The following is a 13,910-nucleotide window of genomic DNA, read 5'->3' on the forward strand; positions in this document are numbered from 1 at the left end:
ATCACTTAGTTAATCGGAAATTGTTCGCAGCTCTTTCCGATTTTTTTATTCCCGTAATGTTATCTCATCATATATTGTATTGGTTTTAGTGGTTATTTAATTAGTATTTGATTGTTTTTTATGGTGTAATTAATGCCATGAATATCGTTAAAATAGCTCATCACATTCTCAATTGATTCTTCCTTAAAGCTGGCATTAAATTTCTCGTTAGCCAGTTTTTCATTTTTATTAATAATGGTTACGTTGTAGCGTCTTTCCAGTTTGGTAATAATGTTTTTGAAAGTCATGTTTCTAAAAGTCAGCCCGCCATCAATCCAAGAAGTATAGATTTCGGTGATTACTGGTTTTGTAAAAATCGAAGCATTTTCTTTGTTGAAACTTCCTTTATAACCCGGTTTTAAGATTGTGTTTTTAGAAGCATCAAATTCTTCGTTTGAACGGTACATTCCAACAGAACCTTCAACCAAAACTACATCGGTAACGGCATCTTCAGGATAATTAGAAACATTAAAATGAGTTCCTAAAACGCGTACATTCAGTGCATCAGCATTTACAATAAAAGGGTGTTTTTTATCTTTTGCAACATCAAAAAAAGCTTCTCCGTCTAGATAAACCTGACGATTCTCGCCAGCAATAAATTTTACAGGATATTTTAAAGTAGTTCCAGAGTTTAAATGAACCATCGTTCCATCAGACAATTGCAGACGGAATTTTTTGCCAAATGGGATTTTAAGGATGTTATATACTAATTTATCAGAATCAGCTTGATTTTCGTAAACCAATTTATCTCCATCTTGATTTCCAACAACATTCCCTTTTTTATCATGAACCTGAACTTTTCCATTTTCAGAAATAATCTGAACAGTTCCATCTTCCATTTGCAAGACAATGTCAGAACTTTTAAAATCGAATGGAATTTCTGTACTTTTAGTAAAGAAACCTTGTTTGTAAGCAAAACCAACTCCCAAAAGAACCAAGACAGAAGCTGCAATAGAAATGTATTTTCTATAATTTGATTTTCTTGGTTGTAATTCTATAACCGTTTCTTGCTCTTTTGCTGCTGCTAGAATATTGTTGAAAATAGAATCAGCTTTTTGCTCATCCATTTTCGGCATTTCATCCAACAGATTTTTCACTTCTTCAACCGTTGGAAAATCATTAGTAAGATCATTATTGCGGCAATAGGCAATAACCTGTTCTGTTTCTTCGGCAGTACATTGATTTAAAATAAATTTCTCTAAAAGCGTTTTTATTTCAGAATTTGAATTCATTAAGAATGTTTTTAGGTTCTGTGTTTCTATAATACAGTTGAGATGCAATTGAGTACTACTCAAACGTTATAAATTTTTAAATTTTAACACTTTTAATTATTTAACGTATTGATTTTTAATAAAATAAGAAAATTCGTTTTTTTGAAGAAATAATGATTAAATGCATTTTGTAATCTTTTGTTGTCTTGTTTTTTCAATTGCCTCCAGTTTTAACTGGAGGTTATAAAATTCAGTCTCAAATTAGGCTTTAGCCAAAATTATTTAGAGGCAATTGATTTTTTTAGCCACAGATTAATAGATTAAAAAGATTTCAATCTGTTGGTTTTAAAAAAAAAATCTGTAAAATCCTTTAAATCTGTGGCTAGAAAAAAATCAAAAAAAAATCACTCCGAAGAGTGATTTTAAGGGCAATATTTGTGGTTTTGGTTAGATAATTTCATCGTGAAGTTGAAAAAAACCGCGCATCGATTCGAGCGCTTTACTCATTTGGTTCCGGACTGTGTTTATCGAGATTCCGAGTTCCTCGCTTATTTCTTCGTAGCTCATTCCTTTTTTCCGCGACATTTTAAAAATCTGCCGTCGTTTTGGCGGGAGCTGTTTTATAGCTTGTTTTCGAAGTTTTTTGCAATCGGCTTCCCGAACAGCATAATCTCCGTATTCATGTGATTTCTGACTTTCGTAGAAAACGGCTTCTTTTAATAAAATTTCATTTGCAGCCTTGTTTAAAACATTAAAAGCCTGATTTCTTGCAATGGTAAAAATGTAGGCTTTAAAAGATTGATCTACATTTAAACTTTCGCGATTGAGCCAGACTTTCATAAAAACATCCTGAACATTTTCCTCAGCAGCTTCTTTTGATTTTAGAAGACTAATGCTATATCCATAAATATCTTGGCGGTATAAATCAAAAAGCTGGCGAAAGGCTTTTTCGTTTCCTTTTTTGAGTTCACTTACCAATAACTTTTCACTATGGTTGGCAGCTTCTAACAATTTAAATTGCGTTTATTTAATTCCAGTGGTATTAAACTATCAAAATGCGAGGTCTGATGTCTGACTTCTTCGCAAATATATAAAAATATTATTCGCAACAAATTATATATAAAAAAACTTAATTCGGATTTTTTGTTAGTTTTTTAAAGAAAGAAATAAAAACTCTTGTTAAGTCGCAGTCGCACTAGTAAGTGTTATTTTGACGCTATTGATAAATAAAATTTAATTGTGAATTTGGCTTTTGAGAATATTCTTATTTAAGAAATATAGAATTGAGGGGCTTATTTCGATTTATTTCAAAAGAAAAATCCTTTCATCTTTACATAAAGACGAAAGGATTTTGTTATTTATAAACTTTAATTTGAATCTATTTTCTAAATTAGTTTTTCAAGTCTTTAATTACTTTAAAAGCAACATCTACTTGATCTTCTCCAACTAAAATAGTAAATTCATTTGATGTCGAAATTACCTCGTTGATGATGATTCCTTCCCAAGCCAAACGCTGGAAGATGAAGTAATAAATACCAGGAACAACAATATTTTCTTTTGGTAATTTTACAGTAATAGAAGCCAAATTATCCAATTTCTGGATTAATTTTTCTCTCATAAAGTGTTTTTCAACCAAGTGATTAACACTGCTGCTCACGACAATATTCGTTTCATTTACTCCACGAGATGAGGTATAAAAAATATCAGATAAAGCATTAATATCAGAGATCAAATCTGCTTGTTTGTTTAAGACAGTTTCAGATGCTGCGAAAGTGTAATCTGTAAGTTCAGAACGAACCGTAATTTCACCAATATTTTTAATTACTTTATTGATTTTGTGGTTCAGTTTAAAATCTAGTTCTTCCGTCAGTCGTTTTAAAGACATTACTACAGCGCCTTGTTTTACTTCTTTACCAAACTCACTTTCTAATTCGGTCATAATATTTCGCGAAAGTGATGTTAGGTTAATAATTCCGAGAGACAGGGCATTTAATAAAAATGGTTTTGTTTTAATGTAGTTTTCTACAATAGAAGAAACAGTTTTCATAATTCTTTTTTTTTTGGTAACAGTTGAGTTGGTTTGTTAATTTAACATTGCGATGTTATAATTCTTTGCAAATATAAATAAAAAAACAAATTGTTACAATTATAACAATGAAAAATTATGTTAAAAGTGATAAAAAGCGTCGGTAAGATGTTCAATTGCAAATGATTCCCCGCTTTTATGGACCGCAACGATATCAAAACGGATTTCTAAATCTTCCTGAAAATCCTTTTCCCTATCGTTTATGTAGGCATTTACTGCTTTAATAAGTAATTGAATCTTTTTTTGCTTCACAAAATCTTGCGGAGAACCAAAATCTAAACTCGAACGAGTTTTAACTTCGACAATGGCCAAAACATTATCTTTTTGTGCAATTATATCTATTTCTGCTTTTTGGATAACAAAGTTTCGTTCTAGAATTGAATATCCATTTTCTTCGAGATGTGAAGCTGCGAGATCTTCACCTAATTTTCCTAAGTCGTTGTGTTCTGCCATGAGATTTGTTTTTTTGTTTCAAGTTTCAGGTTGTTGAAAAGTGGATAATGGTTTTATGTTTTTTGCAAGTAAAGACGCGAAGCCACAAAGAATATTAAAACTTTGCGACTTCGCGTCTTTGCGAGATTTTATGTGGTATTGTTGGACTTGCTTATATCATAAGCAATGCGATATTACTTTTTGAAAGTAACCGTACTTCCAGAAGCAGTAACTTCTATAGAAACGGTATTTCCCATAATTAAGGCTCTATTATCTCTAATATGGCCGGCTGGGAAATTAAAAATTACTGGAATATTGTATTTTTTGGTTACGTCATCTATAATTTCTAAAGCATTTTTCCCCCAAGGCACTTCATTGTCTTTCATACTTGTCATTCCGCCAATGATAATTCCTTTTAAATTTTCGATGCATCCGTTACGTCTTAGATTCATCATCATACGGTCGATGTGATACAGATATTCATCCAAATCTTCGATAAATAAAATTTTATCCTTGCAGTCAATTGCAGACGGAGATCCTAATAAACTATATAAAATAGATAAGTTACCTCCAACCAATTCTCCTGTTGCACTTCCCAAACGATTCATCGGACTTGGGCTGATAGAGTAGGAAATAGGTTCGTTAAACAAAGCAGCTTTTAATGAACTTACCGCATCTGGAGTTGCTCTAGGAACGGTTACTGGCATAATACCATGAATAGATTTATAGCCCATCGTATTCAAATGATTATGAAGAACCGTTACATCACTAAAACCAATAACCCATTTTGGATGCTGTTTGAATTTGGTAAAATCCAGTAAATCTAACATTCTAACAGTGCCATATCCGCCACGAACGCACCAAATGGCTTTAATATTTGGGTTGTCCATTTGTTTCTGAAAATCGGCAGCTCTCTGTTCATCTGTTCCAGCCAATTGATGATAATCTAAACCAATTGTTGATCCGATTACGGCTTCTAAACCCCAACTGTGCAATAAATCTATTGTTGGTTTTAAATTGTCGTCGATGTTTTTTCTTGCTGTTGCCAAAAGTGCCACAGTATCTCCTTTTTGTAAATAAGGCGGTGTTATCATGTTTTGTTGAGATTGACAGTTGAATGATTGTAAAGCAAAAATAAGAAATGCGAGTTTACAAAAGACAAAGTGTCTCTTTATATAGTGAAAGCAGTTTTTATTCATTTTTTTCTTTTGCTTAAAATTATAAAATTAATTTTTAAGGTTTAATAATTTAACCTCCATATTGTTTTTGCAATTCAGCAAGAAGCAACATTAAACCTTTGTCAGCTTCTTCAGATTGCACATTTGCAAATAGTATAAAAGCTTTATCGATATCTTTGCAAATATACACTTTGGTTAAAAATGTTCCTGGATTTCCGTAGTGAAAAGAATATTTTAGACCTGATTTTTCATTTATTTCAGAATACCATCCATAAGAAAATTCAGGAAAACCAAAATGCATTTTATGAAATTCTTCTTCAGACAATACTTTTGATTTCCCTAACAAACCTTGTAATTGCATCTGCGTAAATTTGCAAAAATCAGGAAGATTTACATTGATATTTCCTGCCGATGAAAGCCAATTTAATTTATAATTTACAAATGGTTTTTCAGGCTCTAAATTTTCATCATGTCCCCAAGGTTGGTTCATATCAGTAACGTTTGGCTGTCCAAAACCGAAGTTAATGCTTAACTTTTTACCCAATTCTTGTACTAAAGTTTCATAACTTTTTCCAGTTGCTTTTTCTAGCATTAAACCTGCCGCAACAAAACTTGGATTTGAGAAATAGATTTCTTGTTTTTCAGGAATTGTATTTTGCTGAAAAAACCAAGCAATAAATTGATAACGTTGTTCTTGGCTATTTCCTTGTATTTCTTTCCGCGTTGGAGTTTCATTTCCATAAGACCAAGTTGGAATTGGGGCTCGAAATGTCAAGAAATCTTGCAAAGTTACATTGTAAATTTCCGGATTACTTGCTGCTTTTAACTCAGGATATAAATCAAAAAATTTAGTATTCCATTCTATTTTTCCTTCTTTAACTAACGTCGCTGCTATATAGCTTGTGATCGTTTTTGTGATAGATCCTAAACGAAATATATCATTAATTTTTGCTTTATGAGAAGATTTGTAACGTTGAAATCCTAAAGCCTCAATTTTAAGTATAGAATCTGATGAAACTACGGCATAAGCCAATTCTGGAATTTTATATTGTTTTCTGATTTCTTCTGCTCTGAAACTGTTTTTTTGCCCATAAAATGTATTTAGAAAGCTTAAGAAAAAAGCAAAAAACAGTATTTTTTTCATGTTATAAATTATCAGAGTTTTTGTGCAAGGTACAAGACTTTTATTAGAAACGAAATGTAATATTTTTAAATTTTATTCAGGTAAAAATCTTACAAAATAATTAAATTTGACTTTTTAAAAATCTTCTATATGCCATTGAAATCTAAATTCTGTTTGATTTTTCTTTTTTCGTTGACTATTCTGTTTAGCCAACCCAAAAAATACAAAATACACACCGTAGCCTTTTACAATTTCGAAAATCTTTACGACACTGTAGATGATGAATTTACAAATGATGATGAATGGACGCCAAATGGAGCGCAGCATTGGACAATAGAGAAATACCAGCAGAAATTAAAAAATTTGGCTAGAGTGATAGCTGAAATTGGTACACCCGAAAATTCAAACGCTCCAACTTTAATTGGAGGAGCTGAAATCGAAAATCGTAACGTTTTGGAAGATTTAATCAAAGAACCAGCATTGCAAGCTTTGGATTTTGGAATCATTCATTTTGATTCACCAGACAAACGAGGTATCGATGTCGCTTTGCTTTATCAGAAAAAATATTTCAGACCAACTTCTTTTTCTAATATTCCATTAATCATTTATAAAAAAGAAATTGCAAAAAAAGAGGAACAATTAGAAGTTTTAGATGATGAAGTTGAAATTAAAAAAGAAAATAAAAACCGGGTTTTTACCAGAGATCAGCTTTTGGTTTCAGGATTTTTAGAGAATGAAGAAATACATATTATTGTAAATCATTGGCCTTCGAGATCTGGTGGAGAAAAAGCAACAACAATATTTCGCGAAGCTGCAGGAAAATTAAACCGAAAAATTATCGATTCATTACAGCAAATTAATCCACAAGCAAAAGTATTGACAATGGGAGATTTTAACGATGGACCATTTAATAAAAGCATAAAAGAAGAATTAGGAGCAAAGGGTGCAAAAGCTGAAGTTGTTGAATTTGATGTTTTTAATCCGTTTGAAGAGCTTGCCAGTAAAGGTTTAGGAACCATTGCTTATCGCGATTCTTGGAACATATTTGATCAAATTATCATGACAGCTTCTCTGGTTAAATCTGATTTTTCGACTTTTAATTTTTGGAAATCAGGTATTTTCAACAGACCGTATCTTATTCAAAATTCTGGAGCTTATAAAGGCTATCCCTTGCGAAACACACTCAGCGAGGCAGGTTTTAGTGATCATCTTCCGGTTTATATTTATTTGATAAAAGAATTTAAATAAGTATTCAGTCTCAGTCGCAGTTTTCAGCCATAGTAATCAGTATCAGTAAAACTGAAAACCGCGATTGAGACTGAATACTTTTCACTACCTTAGCTTTTCATAAATTTTGAATAAAAATGGCTATAGCAAAACCTTTTAACCTGACGCAATGGATTGACGAAAACCGTCATTTACTTAAACCGCCTGTTGGAAATAAAAACTTATATGTTGATTCTGGAGATTATATTGTAATGATTGTTGCGGGACCAAATGCACGAAAAGATTACCATTATAACGAAACAGAAGAACTTTTTTATCAATTAGAAGGAAGCATTAAGGTTGTCATTCAAGAAGATGGACAGCGTAAAGAAATGGAATTAAATGCGGGCGATATGTACCTCCATCCTGCAAAAGTACCACATTCTCCTGTTCGCTCAGAAGGTTCTATCGGACTTGTAATAGAACGTAAACGCGCAGGACAAGGCTTTACAGATGGTTTGCTTTGGCATTGTGATAATTGCAATCATAAATTGTATGAAGTGTATTTTGAACTTCATAATATCGAAAAAGATTTCCTTCCTCATTTTGAACACTTCTACAATTCAGAAGAATTAAGAACTTGTGATAATTGCGGAACTGTTATGGAAACTGATCCGAGATTCACGGCTAAAAAATAATATTGATAGAAATAGAAAACCCGACAGGCTTTTAAAAACCTGTCGGGTTTAATTATGTTTTGTATTTAGAAATTAAAATAAATCCTTTTAATCCTTTTATCCCGATAGCTATCGGGAGTGGCAAAATAAAACTACAATTCAAACTTTTTCCCCTGTTCAGGATAAATAATCTTCAATCCTAAATCGTTTTGAGTTTTTAATTGCTCTTTAATTTTTGCAATATTCTTTGCAGGCGGTTTCAAATGTGTGATGATAATTTTAAAGTTTTCAAGAGAACCTTTTCCAGCTAAATCCTCTAGAATATGAAGTTCTTTCATTAAATAATTTGGAGTTAAGTGACCAAACAAAAATTTATCTGGCTGTTCATTTGGAAACGAAACTTCAATAAAGATTCCTTTTAATTGTTTGGCCTTAACCAATGGAGCAATTGAGGTCCATAAATCGCGAAGATTGTTGCTTTTTTCTACTTCATCTGGTCCTGTATCTCCTAAATATAACGCATAATTATTGTCGTTTTTAATTAGGAAAGCAGTACTCTCAAACGGATTAACATGGCTAAGAGAAAATGCTTTAACGGTCATTTTGGTATTCGTCAAAGAAGTTTCTTCTCCCAAATTTAAAGTTTGAAAATGGTATTTTTTTAAAGGAAATCCTGGTCCTGCGTCTCCAAAATTAGCCCAAGTCTGATCGTTGAAATAATGGTTTTCCATCATTTCCATACACTTATTTGTAGCATAAACTGTTTTCGAAGAATCGGCAGGAGAATTAATAATCAAACCCGAAACATGATCTAAATGTGCATGAGAAATCAAATACCCTTTGATGTATTTTCGTAAAACTTCGCTTGTAGAAACTTTAAAAGTTTTCTTTTCGATCGCTTTTTCAATTCCAGCGTTTATGGTTCCAGCGTCAAGGGAGATATAATCAGTTGTGTTGGCCGGAGCGATTAAATAAGCAGAAAGATTTTTTTCGTCAATACCGCCCATTACACCTAATGGAACTACAGAAAAAGAGTTTTTTGCTTTTTGAGAAAATATATTTGTTGAGACTAAAAGAAAACAAAGCAGAAGCCTACAATAATGAGTCATATTTTTAATTTTAAGTACTGCAAATTTCATTAAATAAATTCAATATTGAGGTTTCGTTTCTGTTAATACTATAAAATAAGCTTAAATTTACGTTCATTTATGAATTAACTTCAATCAAAAATTAATTCTAAAACAATATCTTTACATAAAAATATAACAATTTTAACTAAAAAAGTTACAATGACAACAATAGCATCGCAATTTGGAATGAAGGAAGCTCTTGATAAATTGGGCATCAAGACAATAAATGAAGGAACATCAACAGGAATTAATAATTTTTCTTCTGGAGAAATTTTAGAAAGTTATTCACCAGTTGATGGAAAATTAATTGCTTCGGTAAAAATGTCAACGGCAGCAGATTACGAAAAAGCAATTCAAACCGCAGCAGAAGCTTTTAAAACCTTTAGATTAATTCCTGCGCCACAGCGTGGTGAAATTGTGCGTCAGTTTGGAGAAAAATTGAGACAAAATAAAGAGGCTCTAGGTAAGTTGGTTTCTTATGAAATGGGGAAATCATTGCAAGAAGGATATGGTGAAGTTCAGGAAATGATAGATATCTGTGATTTTGCAGTTGGTTTATCACGCCAACTTCACGGATTAACAATGCATTCTGAAAGACCAGGGCATAGAATGTACGAACAATATCATCCGTTAGGAATTGTTGGGATTATTTCGGCATTTAATTTTCCAGTTGCGGTTTGGTCTTGGAACACAGCTTTAGCGTGGATTTCTGGTGATGTCTGTGTTTGGAAGCCTTCTGAGAAAACACCTCTTTGCGGTATTGCCTGCCAAAATATAATTGCTCAAGTTATAAAAGAAAACAATCTTCCAGAAGGAATTTCGTGTTTAATAAACGGAGATTATAAAATAGGAGAGTTGTTGACTGCAGATACTCGTATTCCGCTTATTTCGGCAACAGGATCAACTAGAATGGGAAAAATTGTAGCGCAAACTGTGGCAGGACGATTAGGTAAATCGTTGTTAGAATTAGGTGGAAATAACGCCATTATTGTTACTCCAGACGCAGATATTAAAATGACTGTTATTGGTGCTGTTTTTGGCGCTGTCGGAACTGCTGGACAACGTTGTACTTCTACTAGAAGACTAATTATTCACGAAAGTATTTATGATAAAGTAAAAGATGCCTTGGTTGCAGCTTACAAACAATTAAGAATCGGAAATCCGCTTGACGAAAAGAATCATGTTGGACCGCTAATTGATACTCATGCTGTAGAAATGTACGCGGCAGCATTAAATAAAGTAGTTGCCGAAGGTGGAAAAATCCTTGTGGAAGGAGGAGTATTGTCTGGTGAAGGTTATGAAAGCGGCTGTTATGTTAAACCAGCAATTGCCGAAGCTGAAAATTCATTTGAAATTGTACAGCATGAAACTTTTGCTCCAGTTTTATATTTAATTAAATATTCTGGTGATGTAGAAAATGCGATAGAAATTCAAAATGGTGTTGCACAGGGATTATCTTCTGCAATTATGACAAATAACTTACGTGAAGCCGAAAGATTTTTATCTGCAACAGGTTCTGACTGTGGAATAGCAAACGTAAACATAGGAACTTCTGGGGCTGAAATTGGAGGTGCTTTTGGAGGTGAAAAAGAAACCGGAGGAGGGCGTGAGTCAGGATCTGATGCGTGGAAAATTTACATGAGACGTCAAACGAATACAATCAACTACACAACAAATCTTCCGTTGGCACAGGGGATTAAATTTGATTTGTAATTCATAATATTTGAAATTAAAAAAGGCTTCCAATTTTGGAAGCCTTTTTAAGTTAAGTTAGTTTTTATTTTTTAATTAGTGTTTGGTTAAATGATCCATCGACAGTATAAATTTTGGCTAGGTAAGTGCCAGGAATTAAGCTGCTTGTATCAATGCTTTGAGAATTTCCAGAATTAATCACAAGATTTCCAGATATATTATAGATAAGTACTTTTTGCACTTTTTGTTCAGGATCTGCTAAATATAAAGTGCTTGAAACAGGATTAGGGTATAAAACTATTTTTGTTGATTCAGTAGTTATTGCTGAATCTGCAACTGCAGCCGTTTTTAGTGTGCCTCCACCATAAACTGTGCTTATATAGAATAGATTGGCAACAGAATTTTTAGTGATAGAGTGAGAACCTGCGGCAACAGAAACTGTTACAATACCAGCAGATGCAGTATAAGAAACATTGTCTACTTTAATGCTTCCTGTAAAAGTAGAATCAAAAACCAAAGTCAAAGTTGATGCACTCGTTGTGGTATACGTTATTGATGTGCTTGATTCGATTTTTAGACGCTCAGTAAGTGTTAGTCCATTGTAGGTTACAGAACCTGGAGTTGAATTCATATTTCCTGTAATAGAGTAGAATGTACTTGTTTTACCCGATGTAGTAAAATTATGTAATTCAGATCCGCCATCTGAACCTGTAGTAACTGTTATCGTTCCTGATGCAGATACTGGTGTTCCAGCTGTTCCTGAAGTGGTTACAGTATAAGAAACATTTGCAGTTGGAGTTCCGGTGATAGTTATAGTTTTTGCAGTTGTATTTTTTACAAAAGACAATCCAGAAGCTGGTAATCCAGTTACAGATGCATCTGTAGCATTTCCGCCCCAAGCAAATACAATCGAAGCAATAGCAGTTCCAGAAGCAACTGTTTGGCTGTTATTGCCAGATGAAGTTAATGTTTGCGTTCCAGCTGGAGTTACTGTTACAGTTCCAGAACCAGTAGCTGGGGAACCACTAGTTCCAGAAGTTGCAATGGAGTACGAAACTGTTGCAGTTGGCGTACCTGAAATAGTTATTGTTTTAGCTGTAGTATTTTTTACAAAAGTTAATCCAGAAGCAGGCAATCCAGTTACAGTTGCATCAGTTGCATCTCCTCCCCATGTAAATACAATTGAAGAAATTGCTGTTCCGCTTACAACCGTTTGATTGTTGTTTGAAGCAGAAGTTAAAGTTAAAGTCTGTGTTCCAGCAGGCGGATTCCCTTCTCCTTGTACGGCAACTAAAGTTCCAGTATAATTTGTAAGTGCTGTTTTTAATGCTGTAATAACTAAAGAAGAAGTATCATCTGTTGCATTATTAAACGTCCATTTTAAATCTCCTCCAGAAACACGTCCTGCATATTGAGTCGTTTTTGTTTTTGCCGCTGCCGGAGTATCGATTGTTAAATTTTTTACATACAAATTTGCATCTGTATCGAAGTTGTTATAGACATTAGCACCAGATTTAGATTTTACAGAACTGCTTACCACTTCTCCTCTTGTTGCTGCAACATAAGCATCAAAATCGGTTGTAGAGCTTATTTTTCCAGAGATATTATACAACGGATTTGGATCATTATAGGCTACAAAACGCATATTGTTTGTTCCGTTTGAGGCATCAAAAGTATTATTGAATGCTTTAATGCTTCCTCCAGCTTCACCAGAGAAAGTTCCCATAGTTCCCGCGTTATTCACTTGGTTGGCTTCGTCCCAAATATCAGAACCTTGAAGAGATGTTAACATAGGATGTTTACTATTTCTATAATAGTTTCCTTCAACAAAAAGTGAAGATCCCATAGTAGAACCTGCTCCGTATTTTGAAACTCCGTCATAGTAGTTGTTGTAAATGTGAGCTGAATAATAGCGTACACGAGGATGACGAGAATCTGAGTGATCGAACCAGTTATGATGATAAGTTACATATAAACCTGAAGTTGTCCCTTCGCTTAATCCTAGAAGACTCGCTTTTCCATTATCCCAAAAGTGGTTGTAAGACATCGTAATGTAAGTCGAAGTTTTATTGTCTAATGCTCCGTCACCTTTTATTTGGTCAGCATCACTTCCTGCATTTCCGTAGAACAAGTCGCAGTTGTGAACCCAAACGTGGTCATTATCCTGTTGCATTCCTACGTTATCGCCTGCCGTACTATCGCAGTTCATAAATCCAAGATTGCTGACTTCGATGTTTGAAGCCGATTTTAATCGAACTCCCCATCCATTTGCAACAGCGTCGTCTCCAACACCTTCAATGGTAACATAACTCGAAGCATTATTTGAATTTTCAATAACAACATCACCACCTTCCATAACAGTCATATCCGTAATATTTCCAATTAAACGAATAATAAACGGACGCGTATCTTTCCCTTTCTTGATAGCATAAAGAATATTTTGTAGGCCAATACAAGGATTTGCACTTGCACCTGTAATATTCATTGAAATGGTGTTTTTCGTGTTTTGGGTAATGTACAGAATTACGGCATTGTCTTTCGGAGTTCCGTCTGCTTTGTATCCTCCAGGAACACGACCGCCTTCAAAAGCAAATCCATTTCTGTCTTGTGCGCTTACGGTTAGAGTGCCAGTTGTGGCTCCCGTTCCTTCTGTGCCATTCACTACAGGTTTTACCTTTACGGTGTATGTTCCGGCTTTAAGGCCAGGAATGTCGGCGCGATAGTAAGATCCGTAACTTCTAATAAGCTGGTCGTCTATTTTTTTGTCTGTAAATCCATTACCAGTATAATAGACATTGTACGTTTGGGCACCGCTGACAGGCTGCCATTTTACAAAAGCAGATTCCAGCCAGCCAGAAGCTTCGTTAATTTGGATAGTTTGGGCCCATAATTGAACTGTCATGAGGAAGACAGCCATGAAAAGTAGGTTTTTTTTCATAAGGTTTGTTTAAGATAGTTAATAAAAAAAGTAAGTGGTTTTACTTTCGATTCCAAGTGGTTTAATTGTAATCGATTACACAAAATTATATATTAATTTTTAATACTATAATTTTTTTGCTAAAAAAAAGAATATACTTAAAATATTTTGCTTTTAAAATAATAAAAATGTAATAAATTGCATTAATTGTAATTTATT

11 protein-coding genes are annotated in these 13,910 nt (G+C 33.6%); 3 read left to right on the forward strand and 8 right to left on the reverse strand.

Annotated features, from left to right (window positions below; all coding sequences use genetic code 11):
* Window positions 1-92 precede the first annotated feature (92 nt).
* The 6 genes from AC5ZCW_RS05805 to AC5ZCW_RS05830 form a co-directional block, all read right to left on the reverse strand.
* Window positions 93-1,271, reverse strand: a complete 1,179-nt coding sequence (locus AC5ZCW_RS05805; protein WP_496118442.1) for a FecR family protein — start codon at window positions 1,269-1,271, stop codon at window positions 93-95.
* Window positions 1,272-1,697: 426 nt separating this feature from the next.
* Window positions 1,698-2,261, reverse strand: a complete 564-nt coding sequence (locus AC5ZCW_RS05810; RefSeq protein ID WP_496118444.1) for an RNA polymerase sigma factor — start codon at window positions 2,259-2,261, stop codon at window positions 1,698-1,700.
* Window positions 2,262-2,640: 379 nt separating this feature from the next.
* Window positions 2,641-3,297 carry a hypothetical protein gene (locus tag AC5ZCW_RS05815; RefSeq protein WP_008466087.1) on the reverse strand — a complete coding sequence of 219 codons (657 nt, stop codon included), beginning with the start codon at window positions 3,295-3,297 and terminating at the stop codon, window positions 2,641-2,643.
* 120 nt (window positions 3,298-3,417) lie between these two features.
* Window positions 3,418-3,789 carry a YraN family protein gene (locus AC5ZCW_RS05820; RefSeq protein WP_496118447.1) on the reverse strand — a complete coding sequence of 124 codons (372 nt, stop codon included), beginning with the start codon at window positions 3,787-3,789 and terminating at the stop codon, window positions 3,418-3,420.
* A 173-nt stretch (window positions 3,790-3,962) separates the two neighbouring features.
* On the reverse strand, window positions 3,963-4,862 hold the full coding sequence (locus tag AC5ZCW_RS05825) for a S66 peptidase family protein (protein ID WP_343588664.1): 900 nt from the start codon (window positions 4,860-4,862) through the stop codon (window positions 3,963-3,965).
* 154 nt (window positions 4,863-5,016) lie between these two features.
* On the reverse strand, window positions 5,017-6,090 hold the full coding sequence (locus AC5ZCW_RS05830; RefSeq protein WP_496118449.1) for a serine hydrolase domain-containing protein: 1,074 nt from the start codon (window positions 6,088-6,090) through the stop codon (window positions 5,017-5,019).
* Between the two features lie 129 nt (window positions 6,091-6,219).
* Between AC5ZCW_RS05830 and AC5ZCW_RS05835 the strand changes: the two genes are divergently transcribed.
* Window positions 6,220-7,317: an endonuclease/exonuclease/phosphatase family protein gene (locus AC5ZCW_RS05835; protein ID WP_496118451.1), complete on the forward strand. Its 1,098-nt coding sequence runs from the start codon at window positions 6,220-6,222 to the stop codon at window positions 7,315-7,317.
* A gap of 116 nt (window positions 7,318-7,433) precedes the next feature.
* Window positions 7,434-7,973: a 3-hydroxyanthranilate 3,4-dioxygenase gene (locus tag AC5ZCW_RS05840; protein WP_286971470.1), complete on the forward strand. Its 540-nt coding sequence runs from the start codon at window positions 7,434-7,436 to the stop codon at window positions 7,971-7,973.
* A gap of 131 nt (window positions 7,974-8,104) precedes the next feature.
* Here the strand turns inward: AC5ZCW_RS05840 and AC5ZCW_RS05845 are convergent, their stop codons facing one another.
* Window positions 8,105-9,061 (reverse strand): MBL fold metallo-hydrolase, encoded by a 957-nt coding sequence (locus tag AC5ZCW_RS05845; protein ID WP_496118452.1) that lies wholly within the window; start codon window positions 9,059-9,061, stop codon window positions 8,105-8,107.
* Window positions 9,062-9,241: 180 nt separating this feature from the next.
* Here AC5ZCW_RS05845 and amaB point away from each other — a divergent pair, with 180 nt between their 5' ends.
* The gene (amaB, locus tag AC5ZCW_RS05850) at window positions 9,242-10,795 is read left to right on the forward strand and encodes an L-piperidine-6-carboxylate dehydrogenase (RefSeq protein WP_198854887.1); all 1,554 of its coding nucleotides are present in this window, start codon (window positions 9,242-9,244) and stop codon (window positions 10,793-10,795) included.
* A gap of 64 nt (window positions 10,796-10,859) precedes the next feature.
* Here the strand turns inward: amaB and AC5ZCW_RS05855 are convergent, their stop codons facing one another.
* Window positions 10,860-13,712, reverse strand: coding sequence for a pectate lyase family protein (locus tag AC5ZCW_RS05855; protein ID WP_496118455.1), 2,853 nt, complete (start codon window positions 13,710-13,712; stop codon window positions 10,860-10,862).
* Window positions 13,713-13,910 lie beyond the last annotated feature (198 nt).

The sequence above is a fragment of the Flavobacterium sp. PLA-DH12 genome (assembly GCF_059511845.1).